At 66.7% G+C, this 19,319-nt stretch carries 10 protein-coding genes and 3 pseudogenes; 3 read left to right on the top strand and 10 right to left on the bottom strand.

The genetic code is table 11. The features are described 5' to 3' along the window. Nucleotides 1-9 precede the first annotated feature (9 nt). Together ACWKV7_RS16275 and ACWKV7_RS16280 are read right to left on the bottom strand one after the other, a co-directional pair. Complete coding sequence (locus ACWKV7_RS16275; protein WP_483858738.1) at nucleotides 10-540, bottom strand: DUF5943 domain-containing protein; 531 nt, start codon at nucleotides 538-540, stop codon at nucleotides 10-12. A 148-nt stretch (nucleotides 541-688) separates the two neighbouring features. Further along, nucleotides 689-1,666, bottom strand: a complete 978-nt coding sequence (locus tag ACWKV7_RS16280) for a dipeptidase (RefSeq protein WP_483858739.1) — start codon at nucleotides 1,664-1,666, stop codon at nucleotides 689-691. Between the two features lie 406 nt (nucleotides 1,667-2,072). Here ACWKV7_RS16280 and rhlE2 point away from each other — a divergent pair, with 406 nt between their 5' ends. Continuing rightward, on the top strand, nucleotides 2,073-3,887 hold the full coding sequence (gene rhlE2 / locus ACWKV7_RS16285) for an RNA helicase RhlE2 (protein WP_483858740.1): 1,815 nt from the start codon (nucleotides 2,073-2,075) through the stop codon (nucleotides 3,885-3,887). A gap of 218 nt (nucleotides 3,888-4,105) precedes the next feature. On the opposite strand, the gene ACWKV7_RS16290 is transcribed toward rhlE2, so the two are convergent. The 3 genes and pseudogenes from ACWKV7_RS16290 to ACWKV7_RS16300 all read right to left on the bottom strand — a co-directional run. After that, on the bottom strand, nucleotides 4,106-4,684 hold the full coding sequence (locus ACWKV7_RS16290; RefSeq protein ID WP_483858741.1) for a YceI family protein: 579 nt from the start codon (nucleotides 4,682-4,684) through the stop codon (nucleotides 4,106-4,108). 32 nt (nucleotides 4,685-4,716) lie between these two features. Beyond that, nucleotides 4,717-5,271: a cytochrome b gene (locus ACWKV7_RS16295; RefSeq protein WP_483858742.1), complete on the bottom strand. Its 555-nt coding sequence runs from the start codon at nucleotides 5,269-5,271 to the stop codon at nucleotides 4,717-4,719. A gap of 218 nt (nucleotides 5,272-5,489) precedes the next feature. After that, nucleotides 5,490-6,881 (bottom strand): annotated as a pseudogene (locus ACWKV7_RS16300) (flavin monoamine oxidase family protein); the annotation flags it as partial. 169 nt (nucleotides 6,882-7,050) lie between these two features. Here ACWKV7_RS16300 and ACWKV7_RS16305 point away from each other — a divergent pair. Together ACWKV7_RS16305 and ACWKV7_RS16310 are read left to right on the top strand one after the other, a co-directional pair. After that, nucleotides 7,051-8,457 (top strand): adenosylmethionine--8-amino-7-oxononanoate transaminase, encoded by a 1,407-nt coding sequence (locus ACWKV7_RS16305; protein WP_483858743.1) that lies wholly within the window; start codon nucleotides 7,051-7,053, stop codon nucleotides 8,455-8,457. A gap of 165 nt (nucleotides 8,458-8,622) precedes the next feature. After that, nucleotides 8,623-9,342, top strand: a complete 720-nt coding sequence (locus tag ACWKV7_RS16310; RefSeq protein WP_483858744.1) for a 16S rRNA (uracil(1498)-N(3))-methyltransferase — start codon at nucleotides 8,623-8,625, stop codon at nucleotides 9,340-9,342. Between the two features lie 83 nt (nucleotides 9,343-9,425). On the opposite strand, the gene ACWKV7_RS16315 is transcribed toward ACWKV7_RS16310, so the two are convergent. The 5 genes and pseudogenes from ACWKV7_RS16315 to ACWKV7_RS16330 all read right to left on the bottom strand — a co-directional run bounded on the left by ACWKV7_RS16315 (nucleotide 9,426) and on the right by ACWKV7_RS16330 (nucleotide 19,314). After that, entirely contained in the window at nucleotides 9,426-9,896 is a 471-nt protein-coding gene (locus tag ACWKV7_RS16315; protein ID WP_483858745.1) for a chemotaxis protein CheW, read from the bottom strand. A gap of 10 nt (nucleotides 9,897-9,906) precedes the next feature. Continuing rightward, the gene (locus ACWKV7_RS16320; protein WP_483858746.1) at nucleotides 9,907-10,938 is read right to left on the bottom strand and encodes a chemotaxis protein CheB; all 1,032 of its coding nucleotides are present in this window, start codon (nucleotides 10,936-10,938) and stop codon (nucleotides 9,907-9,909) included. Beyond that, a pseudogene (locus ACWKV7_RS16325) lies at nucleotides 10,931-16,348 on the bottom strand (hybrid sensor histidine kinase/response regulator); the annotation flags it as partial. The pseudogene ACWKV7_RS16325 and the gene ACWKV7_RS16320, both read right to left, overlap by 8 nt. Before the next feature lie 1,245 nt (nucleotides 16,349-17,593). Then, nucleotides 17,594-18,451 (bottom strand): annotated as a pseudogene (locus ACWKV7_RS23765) (Hpt domain-containing protein); the annotation flags it as partial. Next, the gene (locus ACWKV7_RS16330; protein WP_483858747.1) at nucleotides 18,448-19,314 is read right to left on the bottom strand and encodes a CheR family methyltransferase; all 867 of its coding nucleotides are present in this window, start codon (nucleotides 19,312-19,314) and stop codon (nucleotides 18,448-18,450) included. The pseudogene ACWKV7_RS23765 and the gene ACWKV7_RS16330, both read right to left, overlap by 4 nt. Nucleotides 19,315-19,319 lie beyond the last annotated feature (5 nt).

Consider the following 19,319-nt stretch of genomic DNA (forward strand, 5'->3'; position numbering starts at 1 on the left):
CTGCTCCGACTACAACGGTTTGACGACGAACAGGCCGTGGTCGCGGCCTTCTTCCGAGGCGCCGTAGACCTGCTCGGCAACGGTACGGATCGGGCTGCCCTTGGCGGCGAGAATCTGGTCCATGGCGCCGGCGAACCAGCCGGTGAACATGTAATCCACCGGCCGCCCGCACTTGCCGTAGACGTAGACGAAGGCCGAGTGATCCAGGCGCACCCGGCAGGTACCGGCATCGAGGTCGATCGCCTCGATCTTGAACAGGCCCCAGCCGCGCTGCGACAGGCGCTTCATGTAGTGCTCGAACACCTCGACGCCGACCAGTCCGTGGCATTCGGCTTCCTTCTCGCACCAGTGCCAGGCGGACTTGTAGCCGGCCTTGTAGAGAATCTCGGCGTAGGCCTCGGCGCCCAGGACTTCCTCGATACCGATATGGTTATTGACGAAGAAGTGCCGCGGCACGTAGAGCATCGGCAGCGCGTCGGTGGTCCAGACGCCGGTTTCGTCGTCGACCAGGATGGGCATTTCGGGGGCGTGTGTGGCCATGGGTTCAGACTCCGGAATTCGTGTGTGCGCTTGGCGCTTGTGTAGGGTGGGTTAGCCGAAGGCGTAACCCACCGAGCGATCTATTGGCCTGATAGCAATGGTGGGTTACGCCGCTGCGCGGCTAACCCACCCTACGTCGGTGTTTGGCTCATTCGCCCCAGACGTCTGCGAGCACGCGCACCCAGTTCTCGCCCATCACCTTGCGCACGGTGCGCTCGGGCATGCCGCGCCCCAGCAGGGTCTCGGTGAGGTTGGGGAACTCGCCCACGGTGCGGATGCCCAGCGGGTTGACGATCTTGCCGAAGTTGGTCAGGCGGCGGGCGTAACCCTTGTCGTGGGTCAGCCACTCGAAGAAGTCCTTACCGTGGCCCTGGGTGAAGTCGGTGCCGATGCCGATGGCGTCTTCGCCGACGATATTCATCACGTACTCGATGGCCTCGGCGTAGTCGTCGATGGTCGAGTCGATGCCCTTGGCCAGAAAGGGCGCGAACATGGTCACGCCGACGAAACCGCCGTGGTCGGCGATGAACTTCAGCTCTGCGTCGGACTTGTTGCGCGGGTGCTCTTTCAGCCCCGACGGCAGGCAGTGGGAGTAGCAGACCGGCTTCTTCGAGGCGAGGATGACCTCCTCGGAAGTCTTGGAGCCGACATGGGACAGGTCGCACATGATGCCGACGCGGTTCATCTCGGCGACGACCTCATGACCGAAACCCGACAGCCCGCCGTCGCGCTCGTAGCAGCCGGTGCCGACCAGGTTCTGGGTGTTGTAGCACATCTGCACGATGCCCACGCCGAGCTGCTTGAACACCTCGACGTAGCCGAGCTGATCCTCGAACGCATGGGCGTTCTGGAAGCCATAGAGGATGCCGGTCTTGCCCAGTTGCTTGGCCTTGCGGATATCGGCGGTGCTGCGCACCGGGATCACCAGGTCGCCGTTCTCGCGGATCAGATTGTTGCTGGCGACGATGTTGTTCACCGTGGCCTGGAAGCCCTCCCAGACGGACACGGTGCAGTTGGCCGCGGTCAGGCCGCCCTTGCGCATGTCCTCGAACAGTTCTCGGTTCCATTTGGCGATGATCAGACCGTCGATGACGATGCTGTCGGCGTGCAGTTCGGCTGGGCTCACGGGTTGTCCCTCGGATTCGGTTAACGCTTCGGGGCCAGCTTAGTCCCGGGCACCGTTCTGCCTGGGTGCAAAAACGACCGGGGAATTGCCGAAAGCGTCAAAGCGACGAGCTGGCCGGCCTTGCCGGCATCGGGCGGGGCCGCGCCGGGCCGGTCGCCCTGCCGTGGCCGGTGAACTTGCGCCCCCTGCTGCGTTCAGATGAACGCGCGGAACGCCGGCTCACACCATTGAGCAAGGAACCGCAGCACAAGCCGATGGCTCTGTTATACTCGGCGCTTCCGTCAGGCTTACGCCCGGATGCTCGGCCCCCAGCCAGCAGGACCGGACGGGATCGCTCCCTTGAGTGCGATTCAAGCCAGACACTATCCCCATCGGGCGAACACGCCCCAAACAGACAGGATTTCACATGTCCTTTGCCTCCCTCGGTCTCTCCGAGGCTTTAGTCCGTGCGGTCGAATCCGCCGGCTACACCCAACCCACTCCGGTGCAACAGCGGGCCATCCCCGCCGTGTTGCAAGGTCGCGATCTGATGGTGGCGGCCCAGACGGGTACAGGTAAAACCGGCGGCTTCGCCCTGCCGATCCTCGAGCGACTGTTCCCCAACGGTCACCCGGATCGCGAGCAGCGCCACGGTCCGAAACAACCGCGCGTGCTGGTGCTGACCCCCACCCGCGAACTCGCCGCCCAGGTACATGACAGCTTCAAGGTCTATGCCCGCGATTTGAAATTCGTCAGCGCCTGCATCTTCGGCGGCGTTGGCATGAACCCCCAGGTGCAGGCCATGGCCAAGGGCGTCGACGTGCTCGTCGCCTGTCCCGGTCGTCTGCTCGACCTCGTCGGGCAAGGCAGCGTCGACCTTTCCCACGTGGAAATCCTGGTGCTCGATGAAGCCGACCGCATGCTCGACATGGGCTTCATCCACGACGTGAAGAAAGTGCTCGCCCGCCTGCCGGCCAAGCGGCAGAACCTGCTGTTCTCGGCGACCTTCTCCAAGGACATCACCGACCTCGCCGGCAAGCTGCTGCACAACCCCGAGCGCATCGAGGTCACCCCACCGAACACCACGGTCGAGCGCATCGAACAGCGCGTGTTCCGCGTGCAGGCCAGCCACAAGCGTGCCCTGCTCGCCCACCTGATCACCGCCGGCGCCTGGGAACAGGTGCTGGTGTTCACCCGCACCAAGCATGGCGCCAACCGCCTGGCCGAGTACCTCGACAAGCATGGCCTGCCGGCGCAGGCGATCCACGGCAACAAGAGCCAGAACGCCCGCACCAAGGCCCTGGCCGACTTCAAGGCGAACAAGGTGCGCATCCTGGTCGCCACCGATATCGCCGCCCGTGGCCTGGACATCGACCAACTGCCCCATGTGGTCAACTTCGAGCTGCCCAACGTCGAGGAAGACTACGTGCACCGTATCGGCCGTACCGGCCGCGCCGGCCGCAGCGGCGAGGCGATCTCGCTGGTGGCGCCGGACGAGGAGAAGCTGCTCAAGGGCATCGAGCGCATGACCAAGCAGAAGATCCCGGACGGCGACCTGATGGGCTTCGACGCCAGCACCGTGGAAGCCGAGCGCCCGGAAACCCGCGCCCCGCGCGAACCCCGTGCACCTCGCGGCCCGCGTGCCGGCGGCAGCGCCGAGCAGCACCAGGGCGGGCGCAAGGACAAGGGCAAGGACAAGGGCAAGAGCCGCCAGCCGCGCCAGGCCCAGCCGGCCCGTGGCGCCCAGGCCGCCGCCCCGGCCATTCCACCGTTACCTCCGGACCGCGATCCGGAAGTGTTCCTCGACGACGAGATCGATAACTTCGGCAACCGGGTCGACTATGTCAGCCCGCACCAGAACAAGCCGTCCCGTGGGCGGCGTCCGGCCGCTGGCGGCCAGGCCCAGGGCGCAGCACGCGGCCAGGCTCCCCGTGGCAGCAGCCAGGGTGCCCCCGCCAGGGGCGGCGAAGGCAAGCGCCAGGGACGCGGCGGCGCAGGCCGTAGCGGCGGCGGCCAGGGTGGCCAGGCCCGCCGCGGCGATTCCCGCGCCGCCCGCGGCAGCGATGCCCCGCTGCGCGAGCCGGCTGCAGTGAAAAGCCCCCGCGAGACCCAGCCCAAGATCCTGCACAAGTCCCGTGGCGAGCGCCTGCCCACCGCGGAACAGCTCGAGCAACTGGAGCAACTGCCGAACCGCCCGCGCGGCGAGAAGCCGGCCTTGCTGACGCGCAACCGCGAAAGCTAAGCGCCCCCACGAAAACGCCGGCCAATGCCGGCGTTTTCGTTTCTGGAGCGGCGGTTCCACGGGCGTCCAGATCCCGTTCGGCGAATCAATTCGCCCGAGCTTCGCCTGGTGGCCTGGGCGGGCAATATGCAGGGGCCGCCCATCAGCCCCTCGACTTGTCGATCCCGGAATGCAAAACGCCGACCCAAGGGTCGGCGTTTGCGTTTCCGGCCGCGCGCTTACTGGCGCACGCCCTCGACGGAGAGGATCAACTCCACTTCCTGGGAAGCCGGGCCGAGGTCCTTCTGGATGTCGAAATCCTTCAGCTTCAGCGTGGTGCGGCCTTCGAAACCAGCGCGGTAGCCACCCCAGGGGTCGTCGCCCTGGCCAGTCAGCTTGGCCTGGATCACCACCGGCTTGGTCACGCCGTTGAGCGTCAGGTTGCCGGTGATATCGGCGGTGTTCTCGCCGGTGGACTTCACCGAGGTGGACTCGAAGGTAGCGGTCGGGTGCTTGCCGACACTGAGGAAATCGTCGCTGCGCAGGTGCTTGTCGCGCTCGGCGTGGTTGGTGTCAACGCTGGCGGTCTGGATGGTCACCTTGACCTTGCTCGCCTCGGGATTCTTCTCGTCGAAGCTGAAACCGCCGTCGAAGTCGCGGAAGGTGCCGTACAGCCAGCTGTAGCCGAGGTGGCTGATCTTGAAGTTGACGAAAGCGTGCTGGCCCTGTTTGTCGATCTTGTAGTCGGCCGCCTGGGCCGCACTCGCGGCGAGCAGGGCGGAGCCGAGCGCCAGGGCGGCGAGGGTCTTCTTGAGCATGGGGAGTCTCCTGGTGAGGGGTCGGTTATGGCTTATTTGGCGGCGCGCCCGAACATGCGGATCAGCGTCGCGTCGCGGTCGAAGAAATGGTGTTTGAGGGCGGCCAGGGCATGCAGGCTGGCGAAGACCACCAAGCCCCAGGCAAGGAACTCGTGCACCAGCCCGGCAACATCCTCCTGATCGGGAATCGAGCTGACCAGCGCCGGTACCTCGAACCAACCGAACACGCTGATCGGCCGGCCATCGGCGGTGGAAATCAGATAGCCGGAGATCATCAGGGCGAACAGCCCGAGGTAGAGCAGGCCGTGGCCGAGCTTGCTGCCGAGGCGAGTCAGCGGCCCATGGTTGGGCAGGGGCGCCGGCGGGGGACTGAGAAAGCGCCAGCACAGGCGCACAAGCATCGCCAGGAACAGCAGGATGCCGATGCCCTTGTGCAATTCCGGCGCCCGGCGATACCAGCCGCTGTAGTAGTCCAGCCCCACCATCCACAGGCCGAGACCGAACAGGCCGAAGAACGCCAGGGCCACGCCCCAGTGCAAGACGATGCTGACCAGGCCGTAGCGTGAGGGAGAGTTGCGCAGCTGCATGGAGAGGGCTTCCGGAAAACAATGGCGCAAGGTTAACGACAAACCCATCGATTTAAAGCGGAAAATTTCGCTTTGAAATATCGAGAAATACGATGAGTCAGCCACCCCGGGGGCGGCTGCGCTTGGACCGCCCGCGCACGCAAAAGATTCGCGCGGCAGGCACCGCCCGGGCGACCGCCGGTCGAGCCCTATGGCTTGCTGGCAGCGAGCGTCTGCACAGCCGACGGCAGTGGCTTGCCGGCCAGCAGGTCGCGCAACTGGCCCGCAGCACGCTGGCCGCTGCGCAGCGCGCCTTCCAGGGTACCGGGATAGAGCGCGTCGGTGTGCTCGCCGGCAAAGGCGACGCGCTGCAACGGCTGCTCCCACAACCGCCAGAAGCGACTGATCTGCCCCGGCCCGTAGGCCAGGTAGGCGCCCTGGGTGCCAGGGTCGCTGCTGTAGCGGCGCATTTCGTAGCCGCTGAAGGCACCACGGGTCTTCGGGTAGTGCTCATGCAGACGGATCAGCAACTGGTCGACCACCTGGCGATCGCCAAAGCTCTGCAGCAACCGAGCGTTGTCGCCGGACAGGTTGACCAGCACCTGGGCGGTGCCCTTCTGCGCCGGCTCGACCCAGAGCATGCCGAGCCCCTGGTCGCTGTAGATTTCCCCGCTCAGCGCACTCTTGGCATCCCAGGGGGCGCGCTTGAACTTGAGCAGAATCTGGTCGCGCCAACCGTAGGTAGTGCCTTGCATGGCGCTGCGCTGCACCTCGGAAAGCGCCGGGGTGAGTTGGATTTTGCCCAGCGCGCGCAGCGGCACCGCCAGCACTGCGTAGTCGGCGTGGTAGTCCTTGCCGCCGGCGCTGACGGTGACGCCGCGCTCGTCTTGCGCGATGGACGATACCTGGGCGTTGGTCTTGACCGTCTTCAGCTGCTTGGCGAAAGCCTTGGCCAGCACCGGGCTGCCGCCGGGCAGGCGCGCGGCACGCCGGTCGCGCTCGTCGACACCGCGCTGCACGCGGGTCTGCTGGACCAGGTGCAGCAGCGACAGCCGCGACGGCTCGTCGTAGCGCGAGCGGATCTGCTGGTTGATCAGCAAGCGCGCGGTTTCCGGCAGGCCGAGGGTATCCAGCCAGCGTGCCGCGTTGGTCTGGTCGAGGGCGAACAGGGCCCGGGTGGCGGTGGGGTTCAGCGGGTCTTCGAGGGTGGCGGCCAGCTCGTCGAGGGCCTTGTCGAAGCGCTTCAGGCCGTCGAAGGTGAGCGGCTGCTTCTCGGCCAGTTGCGCTGGGCTGTAGTACAGGCCGTCGATCAGGTAACCCGCCTCGCGCACCAGCTCCGGAGCGGGCTGGGTCGGCAACTTGAAACGCTGCAAATACGCATTGAGCACCGGCTGCGCCTTGGCGTTGCCGATCCACTCGCCGCCGGCCAGTGCCGAACGCCCGCCGATCTGTGCCTTGGCTTCGAGCAGGGTGACTTGCCACCCACTCTGCTGCAGTTCATAGGCGGTCGCCAGGCCGGCCAACCCGCCACCGACGACGATCGCCGTCGGCGACGCGTCCTTGGCAAACGCCCAGCCACTGCACCACCCCAGCATCAGCAGCATCGCCGCGCGCACGCAAAACCCAGACATCTCGATCATCCTTCACTACCGGATCAGGGCCGGCAGCATACGTCAGCCGATGCGCCACGAACCAGACACATCCGTCAGTGTGCCGAGAAAGCGCGGCCACTCATCTGATAGGCTGCGTCGGCGCCGCGTGCGCAGCCGCCCACCGCCGTCACCGAAGGAGACCCACCCCATGAGCCGTAACGCCGACTGGATGCAGCGCGATCTTGCCGTGCTCTGGCACCCCTGCACGCAGATGAAGGATCACGAGCGCTTGCCGCTGGTGCCGATCCGCCGCGGCGAGGGCGTGTGGCTGGAGGACTTCGACGGCAAGCGCTACCTCGACGCGGTCAGCTCCTGGTGGGTCAACGTATTCGGCCATGCCAACCCGCGCATCAACCAGCGCATCAAGGACCAGGTCGACCAACTGGAGCATGTGATACTCGCCGGCTTCAGCCACCAGCCGGTTATCGAGCTGTCCGAGCGCCTGGTGGCGATGACCCCCGCCGGCCTCGAGCGGGTGTTCTACGCCGACAACGGCTCGTCCTGCATCGAGGTGGCGCTGAAGATGAGCCACCACTACTGGATCAACGTCGGCCAGCCGCAGAAGAAGCGCTTCGTCACCCTCACCAACAGCTATCACGGCGAGACGGTCGCCGCCATGTCGGTGGGCGACGTGCCGCTGTTCACCGATACCTATAAGGCCCTGCTGCTGGACACCCTCAAGGTGCCCAGCCCGGACTGCTACCACCGCCCGGACGGCATGGGCTGGGAGGAGCACTCGCGGGCGATGTTCGCCCACATGGAACAGTGCCTGGCCGAGCACCACCGGGAGGTGGCCGCGGTAATCGTCGAGCCGCTGATCCAGGGGGCCGGCGGCATGCGCATGTACCATCCGGTGTATCTCAAGCTGCTGCGCGAAGCCTGCGACCGCTACGGCGTGCACCTGATCCACGACGAAATCGCCGTCGGCTTCGGCCGCACCGGTACGATGTTCGCCTGCGAGCAGGCCGGCATCACCCCGGACTTCCTCTGCCTGTCCAAGGCCCTCACCGGCGGCTACCTGCCGCTGGCCGCCTGCCTGACCACCGACACCGTCTACCAGGCGTTCTACGACGACTACTCGACCCTGCGCGCCTTCCTGCATTCCCACAGCTACACCGGCAACCCACTGGCCTGCGCCGCGGCGCTGGCGACCCTGGATATCTTCGAGCAGGACAACGTGATCGAGGCCAACCGCGCCCTGGCCGCACGCATGGCCAGCGCCACGGCGCACCTCGCCGACCACCCGCATGTCGCAGACGTGCGCCAGACCGGCATGGCCCTGGCCATCGAGATGGTGCAGGACAAGGCCGCCAGGACCGCCTATCCCTGGCAGGAACGCCGCGGCCTGAAGGTCTACCAGCACGCCCTCGAGCGTGGCGCCCTGCTGCGGCCGCTGGGCAGCGTGGTGTACTTCCTGCCACCCTATGTGATTACCCCCGAGCAGATCGACTTCCTCGCCGAGGTCGCCAGCGAAGGCATCGACCTGGCCACTCGCGAGGCGGTCAGCGTCAGCGTGGCCAGCGACCTGTACCCCGATCATCGCGACCCCGGCTAAGCGCCGGGAGGATGATGCACTCGACCTGCCTGGTTGGTGGACGGACAAGGCGCCCGCCCAACAGCAGCGGTTAGCCGCACGTGACGCATCCCAAGTAAAAGCTGCGAGGTCAGGGACCGGTGCTTTAAGCTTGCGGCTTTCCACTTGCCGCTTGCAGCTGCCTCTATGCGCCTATCCCGCTTCTTCATCGACACTCCTCTGTCCCTCGGCCACCACGACCTGCCCGAAGCCCAGGCCCACTACATCGGCCGTGTGCTGCGGCTGGCCGCCGGCGACGCCGTGCAGCTGTTCGACGGTAGCGGCAGCGAGTTCAGGGGCGAGCTGATCGAGGTGGGCAAGAAGAACGTGCGGGTCGACCTGCGCGAAGCCGTGCCCGGCCAGCCGGAATCGCCGCTGAAGGTGCACCTCGGCCAGGGACTGTCGCGTGGCGAGCGCATGGACTGGGCAATCCAAAAGGCCACCGAACTGGGCGTGGCGATCATCACGCCGATCGTTTCGGAACGCTGCGAGGTGCGCCTGAAGGACGAACGCGCCGACAAGCGCCTGGCCCATTGGCGCCAGGTGGCGATCAGCGCCTGCGAACAGTGCGGTCGCTCGGTGCTGCCATTGATCCACCCGCCGCAAACGCTCGGCGACTGGCTCGCGCAGGCCGAGGCCGATCTCAAGCTGGTCCTGCACCCGGTGGCCGAGCCCTTGGCCAGCCATGCCCGGCCAGGTTCGCTGGCCTTTCTGATCGGCCCCGAGGGCGGCCTGTCGGATACCGAAGTGGTACAGGCCCGGCAGGCCGGCTTCCACGCCGCCCGCCTGGGGCCCCGGGTGCTGCGCACGGAAACCGCGCCGGTCGTGGCGCTGGCCGTGGCGCAGCAACTGTGGGGAGACTTTTAGGCGGTAAGCGGTAAGGGCAGTAGCGGCGATACCGCGATTGGCCTGCGCTTGCAGCGTATGGCTTGTAGCTGGCTGCTGCCTTGTCAGATCAAGCCGGCATCCGCCAGCTTCTGCTCGAGCCCGACGAGGTCAGGGATCTTGACCATCTCTTCGCCGATCAGCACCGATTCCAGCTCGAGGGGAGCTAGGGGCGCGCCGGCGCTGGCCAGTTCGCTGTCGACCTTGATCGAGCGGGGAATGCCCTGCACCAGCAGCGCGATGAACTTCACATGGGGGCGCCCGCCAGCGGCGTTGAGCACCGCCACCCGCGCCCCGACACCCACCTGGGCCTGGCCGTCGGAAGCAGCCTCGAACGAGAGCAGCGGCAAGCGCAGGTCGCGCCAGGCCACCTGGCCGATGAACCAGTCGGGCAGGCCCTCGGCCGGTTGCGGCGCGCGGTAGGGGATCAGCTCGGCCACCGCGACGTTGGGCAGCAGCAGGGTGCGGTCGGCCAGCGGCACCATCAGTGCGGTGAGGCTGGCGCCGGCCTGGGAAGTGGTTACAGCTTGGCTCATGGGGGAGTTCCTATGCGGCGCCAGGGGTGCACTGCTGGGCCAGGTGGTTGACCAGGGCCGCGGCCAGTTCGCGCGGATCGCCGCTGAAGGCGCTGTAGCCGCCCTCGCGCAGGCTGTCGGGCATGCTCGGGCAGACGCAGCTATCGGCGCGCTGGGTCCAGATCAGGCCACCCTGGCGGCGCACGTAGGCAGCCGCGGCGCTGCCATCGGTACCCATGCCGCTGAAGGCGATGACCCCGCAGTGGGCACCGAAGCACTGGGCCAGGTTGAGCATCATCTGGTCGATGGACGGGCTGTAGGGTTCCGGCCAGGGCCGGTCGGCGACCTGCATCTCGCCGGTCTCGGCGAAGCCCAGTTCGCAGGCCACCGGCACTACGATGACCTCGCCGCAGCGCAGCTTGTCGCCGTTGCGCACCGGATTGACGTGCCACTGGCTGTGTCGACCCACTGCCTGGGGCAGGGCCGATTCGAAGCTGGCGTCGATGTGCTGGGCGTAGAGGAAAGCAATCGGCAAGCCGCCGGGCAGCGCGTCGAGAAACGCCTTGACCGCCTCCGGCCCGCCCATCGAGGCCGCCAGCAACCACACCTGGCGCGCGGGCTCGCCCGCCTGCAGCGGCGTACCGGCCAGGGCTTGCGGCAGATCCAGGCGGGACGGCCGCTGGGCCTCGGCCAGCAGCGCCTCGAGCGTCGGGCCGACAGCTTGCGAGGGGTCACCCACCAGGCGCTTCAGCTTGCCGAACAGACGCCGCTCCCAGCGCGGATAGTTTTCCGAGTGGCGTTCGGGCGCGTGACCCTCGCCGAACAACACCGGCGCGTTGGCGCGCTCCAGCAGGTTGTCCACCAGCGGCGAATCCTCCGACTGGGCCAGATCGACCAGCCACAGATCGGTTTCGCAAGTGGCCAGGGCATCCTCGTCGAGGCGCGCAGGGTCGCTGTTGAGAACCACTTGGTAGCCGTTGCCGACCAGCGCCTGTTGCAGCACATGGCGCTGCAACGAGGTGTCGGCGATTACGGCGATGCGGGCAGAGGTTTTCTCAGTCATGTCCCTTGACCAACTCCTGAATGGTTTCGAGTAGCAGGGATTCCTGGTACGGCTTGCCCAGGTATTCGTTGACACCGATGGACATGGCCCGCTCGCGGTGTTTCTCACCGGTACGCGAGGTGATCATGATGATCGGCAGATCCTTCAGACGCTCGTCGTGGCGCACCAGCGTGGCCACTTCGAAGCCGTCCATGCGCGGCATCTCGATGTCCAGCAGCATGACGTCCGGCTTGTGCTCCTGCAGCTGGGTAATGGCATCGACCCCGTCCTTGGCGGTCAGCACGTTCATGCCGTTGCGCTCCAGCAGGCGGCTGGTCACCTTGCGCACGGTGACCGAGTCGTCCACCACCATGACCAGCGTCGGCCGCTCGTGCTCGAGCTCCGCCGGTTGGGCCGTGCGGCTGGCCAGGCGCGGCTGCTGGGAGATCAGGTGGTGGGCATGGCGGACGCGAATCGCCGCCAGCAGGTCGAGAATCACCACTACGCGGCCGTCACCGAGAATGGTTGCACCGGAAATCCCGTGCACGCCGGCGAACTGCGCACCAAGGCTCTTCACCACGATTTCCCGCGAGCCGGCCAGGCTGTCCACCTGCACCGCCACGGCGTGCTCGGCCGAACGCACCAGGATCACCGGCAGCGGCAGGCTCTGCCCGACCAGCTTGGGCTGCTGGCCGTTGTTCAGCAGGTCGCCGAGGTACTTCAGCTCATAGGCCTGGCCGGCGTATTCGAAGCGCGGCGCATCCGGCGCGTAGTAGGCCTCCAGCTCGTAGGGCGAGACCCGCACGATGCCCTCGATGGTGTTCAGCGGGATGGCGTAGAGGTCCTCGCCGGACAGCACCATCAGCGCGCGGTTGACCGATACGGTGAACGGCAGGCGAATGGTGAAGCGGGTACCCTGGCCGATGGTCGAATCGATGCTCATCGAGCCGCCGAGCTGCTTGACCTCGGAGTGCACCACATCCATGCCGACGCCGCGCCCGGAAATCTGGGTGACCTTCTCCGCCGTGGAGAAGCCGGCCTCGAGAATGAACTGCAGCACTTCGTGATCGGTCAGGTCGCTGTCGGCATCCATCAGGCCGCGCTCGATGGCCTTGCGGCGCACCGCTTCGAGCTTGATGCCGCCGCCGTCGTCGGCCAGGGTCAGCACGATATCGCCACCCTCGCGACCGAGGTTCAGGCGGATGGTGCCGGTTTCCGGCTTGCCGGATGCGCGGCGCACGTCGCCGGGCTCGATGCCATGGTCGACGGCGTTGCGCAGCATGTGCTCCAGCGGCGCGACGATGCGCTCCAGCACCGTGCGGTCCATTTCGCCCTCGGCGTTGCCGACGACGAACTCGACCTGCTTGCCGAGCTCGCCCGCCACCTGGCGCACGATGCGGCGCAGGCGCGGGACCAGGCGGTCGAACGGCACCATGCGGGTGCGCATCAGGCCTTCCTGCAGTTCGGTGTTGACCCGCGCCTGTTGCAGCAACAGGGTCTCGGCGTCGCGGTTACGCGCGGCCAGGGTTTCCTTCAGGTCGAGCAAGTCGGACGCGGACTCGAACAGCGCCCGGGAGAGCTGCTGCAACTGCGAGTGGCGGTCCATTTCCAGCGGGTCGAAGTCCTCGTAGCCGGCACGCTCGGCTTCGGCCTGGTAACGGCTGAGGATCTGCGCCTGGGTTTCGGTGTCGAGACGGCGCAACTGGTCGCGCACCCGGTCGATGGTCGCTTCCATTTCGCCGAGGGTGAAGCCGAAGTCGCTAACCTGCTGCTCGACGCGACCACGGAAGATGGACGTCTCGCCGGCCAGGTTCACCAGGCCTTCGAGCAGGTCCGCCGGGACCTTGACCAGCTCCTGCGGAGCCCGACGGGACGCCGCTTCCTGCGCAGCTTCCTGCGCCTGGCGCACGAATGGCAGGACCTTGGCCGCGGTGGTGACCGCCGGCGCGGCGCTGGCGGCCACGATCGGGCTGCTCAGGGCAACGGCCGGGGTGCTCGGTTCGGCCGTCTTGGACGGCGGCTCGACGGTTTCGGGCTCGGCGATCTCGGCCTCGGCCTCGGCAGCCAGGCGCTGGCGCAACTGGTCGAGCTCGGCTTGCAGGCCGTCGAATGCCGACTGCACGTCGACGAACAGGCTTTCGGGCCAGGGCGCGCCTTGCTGCTGGGCTTCGCTCAGGTGCTGTTCCAACGCGTGGCTCAGGTCGCCCAGGCGCTTCTGCCCGGCGAGCCGCGCACCGCCCTTGAGGGTATGCAGGATGCGCTGCAGTTCCTCGATGGATTTGCCATCCTCGCGGTCCTGGTCCCAACGCCCGATGGTGGACTCCATCGCCTCGAGCAGGTCGTCACCCTCCTCCAGGAAGATCTCCAGGATGTCCGACTCGGCATCGTCGTCCTGGTCCTCGGCAGCCGCCTGCAGGTGCACGCTGGCCGGCATGCTCAACTGCTCGTCGGGGTTGGCACGGAAGCGGCGGATGGTATCGATCAGCGCCAGGCCGTCCGGAACCGCGCGCTTGTCGCGCACCGCCTCGAGCATTTCGGCCAGGCGATCATGGCAGGCCTGGAGCAACTCGAAGAGCGCGGGACTGGCGCGCAGGCGGCCGCCGCACAGGCCTTCGTAGAGGAATTCCAGTTCGTGGGCGAGATCGCCGATCGGGCGAATCTCGGCCATGCGCGCACCGCCCTTGAGGGTATGCAGGTCGCGCTGCAGGGCCTCGACTTCGAGGCTGTTGTTGACGTCATCCATCCAGCGCTGCAGCGCGGCGCCGGCGCTCTCGATGATGTCGAAACCTTCCTCGAGGAAGATTTCCACCAGCTCGGGGTCGCGGTCGTCGTCGAACGCGGTCGGCTCGGCGACCGGCGGTTCGACCGGGACTTCCGGTTCTGGCTCGGTTTCCTGCGGCGGCTCTACCTCGGCAGCCGGCTCGGGCACTGCCTCGGCCTGCGGATCGTCGAATTCGACCAGAGGCAGCTCATCGAGGCTGACCTCCTCGATCTCCGGCAAATCCAGCGGCTCGAAGTCTGGCTCGGCCTCATCCTCTTCCAGCGAAGGCAACGGCGGCAGTTCGGCATCTTCGCCGGGCAATGGCTCGTCTTCGAGAACCGGTAGTTCTTCCGGCAGGCTCGGCTCGGGCTCATGATCGAGCACAGACTCGGCTTCGGCTTCGGCTTCGGCTTCGGCTTCGGCTTCGGCTTCGGCTTCGGCTTCGGCTTCGGCTTCGGCTTCGGCTTCGAGGACAGGCTCGATGGGGCTCGCCTCGGCCGTCAAGTCAGGCGCTTCGCTTTCTTGCACGGGCAGCGGAACCTGCCCACCGTTCTGGCGGAAGGCTCGGATCGCCTCGATCAGCTCGCGGGGCTCGCCGAGGGCACGTCCCGCCTGCAATTGGTCCAGCAGCACGGCCAGGCGGTCATGGCTCTGCTGCAACAGGCCGGCCATGGCCGGCGAATAGCTGTAGCGGCGATCGACCAGGCCTTCGTAGAGGGTTTCCAGTTCGTGGGCAAGATCGCCGATCGGACGAATCTCGGCCATGCGCGCGCCGCCCTTGAGGGTGTGCAGATCGCGCAGCAGCGACGTCAAGGCCATATGGTTGTCGGGCTCGCCCAACCAGCGGTCCAAGGCCTGGCCGGCGCTGTCGAGAATGTCCACCGCTTCCTCGAGGAAGATGTCGACCATTTCCTCGTCCAGCGCCTGGTCAGCGGCGGAAAGCTCGGGCTCCGGCGACACCGGCGCAACCGGAGCCTCTTCCGGCTGCCAGGTCTGTTCCTGATCGGTAAGCTCGAATGGTTCCTCGGTGACCTCCGCCAGGGGCGCCGGCAACTCGGCGTCCTCGCCAGGCAGCGGCTCATCGTCCAGCGTCAGTGACTCTTCGGCCAGGCTCGCCTCGGGCTCGGGCTCAGCCTCAAGCTCCGGCTGGGCTTCGGCTTCGGCTTCGGCTTCGGCTTCGGCTTCGGCTTCGGCTTCGGCTTCAGGGTGGCCGCCATCGGCGATCAATGCACGCAAGGCCGCCACACGTTCGTCCTGGGGCGTGACCTGCAGGGCAGCGGCGACCTGGTCCATCATGCCGATCAGCGCCTCGTGGGCCCGCTCGGCCTCATCGAAGAACCGCTCGCTGACGGCCAGCCGGCCATCCTGCACGGCGCCGTAGAGGTCCAGCAGCGCCTGGCAGAGTTCCTCCACCTGAGGCAGCTCGGCCATCTCGGCACCCCGCCCAAGGGTGGTCAGCTCGTTGAGCAGGGCGCTGAGTTCCTGCCGCTGATCCGGATGCTGGCGCCAGCGGCGCAGCAGGTCTTCGGCATCCAGCAGGATGTCCATGCCCTCGGCAAGGAAAATACTGATCAAATGTGGATCGCGGACTTCGCCCTGGACGCCGTGCCGCTCGTTCTCGGCCGTTTCCAGGCGCTCGCTGTGCAGACGCCGAACCCGCTCGAGGAACTCGGCGGCGCCCTCGATCGGAGCCAGCGGGTCGCTGTCGAGTTGCTCCAGGCCGCGGCGGAACAGTTGTTCGGCGGTATGCAGCAATTCGGCTTCGGCCATGTCCACCGAGATCAGGTTGGTCTTGTACTCCTTGACCAGCTTCTCCAGCGGCGTGGCGATCTCGGCGATCGGCAGGATGCCGGCCATGTGCGCGCTGCCCTTGAGCGTGTGCAGGGCGCGCTGCAATGGGTCGTTGACCGGCTGGGGCAGTTCCTGGGCGCAATCGGCGAGGAAGCCCACCAGCGTATCCAGGTGGGTTTCCGCCTCGTTGCGGAAGATCTCCAGCAGCTGCGGATCGAGAACGTCGTCGTCCTCGTCCACGGCGATGGCAGCGATAGGTTCGCCCACGGGCTCGGCTGCCTGCGCTGCGGCCGGGGCTTCATATTTTGGGAGGCTTTGTCCCTTGGCCAGCAGGTGGGCGTTGGCCGCCAGGCGGTCGACGTCGTCGCGCTGGCGCTGGGCCTTGGCGGCGAACTCGTCGACCAGCGCCGGCATCAGCGACACCACGTCGCTGACCAGTTGCTTGACGTCGGTACCCGGCTCGATGCTGCGATCGAGCACTCGGTTGAGCAGGTTCTCCACCGACCAGGCGAGCTCGCCGATGATCAGCGCGCGCACCATGCGGCCGCTGCCCTTGAGCGTGTGGAACGCCCGGCGCACCTCGACCAGGGCGTCCTTGTTGCTGATATCAGCCTGCCACTGCGGCAGATACTCGCCGATGGTTTCCAGCACCTCGGCGGCTTCTTCGATGAAGACTTCGAGCAACTCCTCGTCCACCGGCTCTTCGTCGGCGGGCGGCGGCAGCAGACTCGGCGGCACATCCTGGGCTGGTGGATTGATCGACTGCACCGGAGCGGCCATGACGTCGGCCATGGTCAGCGGCTTTTCCGGCTCTTCGGCCTGCGGCTGGGCCTCGGGCGCGCCCGGCAGTTCCACTTCCGGCAGTTCGAGATCGGCGATATTGGCTTCGTCCCAGCTCATCGGGCCTTCGCCATAGGAGTCGAGGCTCAGCTCTTCCAGCACGATGCCGGGCTCGTCCTGGTCGACGGTCGGCTCCTGGGGCATGTCCAGGCTGAAATCGATGGCGTCTTCGCCGCTGGGCAGGGGCTCGCCCAATGCCCAGTTGTCATCGGAGACCAACAGCTCGCTGGTGTCCTGGGCCAGCTCGGCGAACTCGACGCCAGGCTGCTCCTCGGGTGCGAGGTCCGCCAGCGGGGCCTCGAACTCCGGTTCCGCCTGGGGCTCGTCGAAGGTCGGCTCGGGAGCCTGCGGCTCTTCGGCAATGACCTCCATCTCCTCCATGGGATCGCTGAGCGGCGCGAAATCTTCTTCCGGCTCGACGCGATCGAGGATCGACGGCTTGGCCTTGAGCGGGTAACCAAGGTTTTCCAGGCTCTCCTCGGCCACGTCGAGGATCGCGTCGCCCTGGGTCGCATGGTCCTCGGCAAGGCGCTCGAGGTAGTACTCGACGCTGGTGATGGCATCGGCGAGGGTGTCGAGGCTCTGCCAGTTCGGCACCACCTTGCGCGCCAGCAACTGCTCCTGGATATAGCGGTTGCAGGCGTCCAGCAACGCCGCGGCGCGGGTCAGCGGAATCATGCCGAGGCCACCACGGGCCTGGGTCAGCAGTTCCGGCACGCGGGCCAGATGCTCGTGGTTCCACTGCGAAGCGATGAATTCGATGATCGCGTCCTTGGCCTGTTCCAGACCATTGCGCGCTTCCTTGATCACCAGCTGGTGAATCTGCCCGACGTCGGTGGTCGGCAGATGGCTTTCCTCGCGACCGCCCTCTTCGCTGGGGCCGACCATGCCGGCCAGCGTCGCTTCGACATACAGCAGCGCGCCGGCGACATCCATCAGCACCGCGTCGTTGGGCTCCTGCTTGCCGAGGGACAAACCGTGCACGACGTCAATCTGGTCGACGATCACCTTGCGCGGCTGGCCGAAGCCGAGCACCGCAAGGGTATCGGCGATCTGCTTGAGCGGCGGCAACAGGGCATCGAGCTCGGTGACCTGTTTGCGGTCGCTGCGCACGAACAGGTCGAGGCTGTCCTTGACCCGCACCAGCTCCTCGCACAGCGCACCGACCACCGAGCGCATGGCGTCGCGGTCGGGGCCGGCCAGGCGGGCACGCTCCTCGTCGACCACCTCGCTGTCCGGCAGGGCGTCCTCGAGGCGGTACTGGGCCTTGAGCGCGCTGATGCGCGGCGACTGCACCGGGGCCTTGGCGACGTAGAACAGCAGGTTCTTGCTCAGATCGTCCGGGGCCGGCTGGTTGATGCCATCGGCACCCTGCTCGACCAGGCGCTTGAGTTCCTTGTCGACCTGGCGCAGCAAGGTGCGCACCGAGGTGCCGTTGACGATGCTGCCGTTGGCGATGCCTTCGACCAGACCGGATGCGATCTGCCAGAGCGCGCCCAGCGGCGCGTCCTTGCACAGGCCCTCGAGACGAGCGAAGACCCGCGCCATGTAGCCGAGATTGGTCGCCAGGTCCTGGTTGCGAATGACCCCGACCAACGCCATCTGCAGCATCTGCCGCAGCTTGCGCAGCAGCAGCGGCAGCTCGGCGGTGCGCAACTGCGCCAGGGACTCGCTGGGCAATGCCGGTAGGCGCCGGGACATGTCCGGGGAAAACAGACTGGTTTCCGAAAGCAGCTTCTCGCCACGGGCGGCGCGCAGGTCGTTGAGCAGCGGCAACACCACCATCGGCAGGTCGCGACGCGCCGCCTGGATACGCTCCAGGTAGGCCGGCAGTTGCAGGATCGCCTGCATCAGCACTTCCAGGGCTTCGCCCTGGTTGGCGACGCGGCCTTCCATCAGCGCCTGGGCCAGGTGCTCCATCTCTTCGGCGAGCAAGGCCGCGCCGTAGAACTCCACCATCTGCAGAGTGCCGTGGACCTGATGCACGTAGGTCAGGCAGAAACGCATGCGCGTCGGATCCTGGGGATTCTCGACGAACGCTTCCAGGGCCTGTCGCGCCTGCTTCAGGGTTTCCGCGATCTCGCCTTTGACCCACTCCAGGGCGACATAATCGTGCCGATCACCCATAGCGACTCCGCTCATAAACTCTTCCGGGTAAACGCCAGAACCCGCTCGTCAGCCACCGGAACCAGATCCGGATGCTGCCAACCGACCACTTCACCCACGCCGACCACCAGCAGCCCCCCCGGTGCCAAGCGCTCGGCCAGGCGGTTGAGGATTTCGCGGCGACGCCAACGACGAAAGTAGATCAGCAAGTTCTGGCAGAAAATTACGTCCATGCCGGAGAGCGGCGCCTTGGCCAACTCCAGCACATTGAGCCGGGCACAGCACATGCGTGCGGTCAGACTCGGCAATACTTTGTAGCGTCCATCCGGTTGCGCCTCGAAATAGCGCGCCACCAGGTCGCCGTCCATCTGTTCCAGCTTGCGCGCCCCGTAGAGAGCGTCGCGCGCCTTGCTCAGGGCGTTCAGGCTGATATCGGTACCGGTCACGCCGAAATGCTCGGGCCAGGGGCTGTCGCGCAGCACCTCGGCGGCGCAGATCGCCAGGGAATACGGTTCCTCGCCACTGGAGCAACCCACGCTCCACAGGGCCAGCGGTTGCTCCAGCACACCCCGGGCCAAGCGCTCCTGCAAGTAACTCTCCAGCACATCGAACGAGGGACGATGGCGGAAGAAGCGGGTTTCCTGAACGGTCAGGCGGTCCAACAGCGTCGACCACTCCACTGCGCCACGCGGACCGTCGGTGACCTGACGGTAATAGCTGGCGTAGTCGGCAACCCCCAGTTCACGCATGCGTGCGCTGAGGTTGGTCTGCAGGAAGGAGCGGCGCTGCTCGTTGATCACCACGCCGGTGCGCTCCTCCAGCAGCGTTTGCCAGGCATGGAACTCCGCCTTGGACATGTCGGCCAGAGGTTGCAAGGCCCAGACGCCGCTCGATTGCATGCCGT

This window comes from Zestomonas ipomoeae (assembly GCF_057128665.1).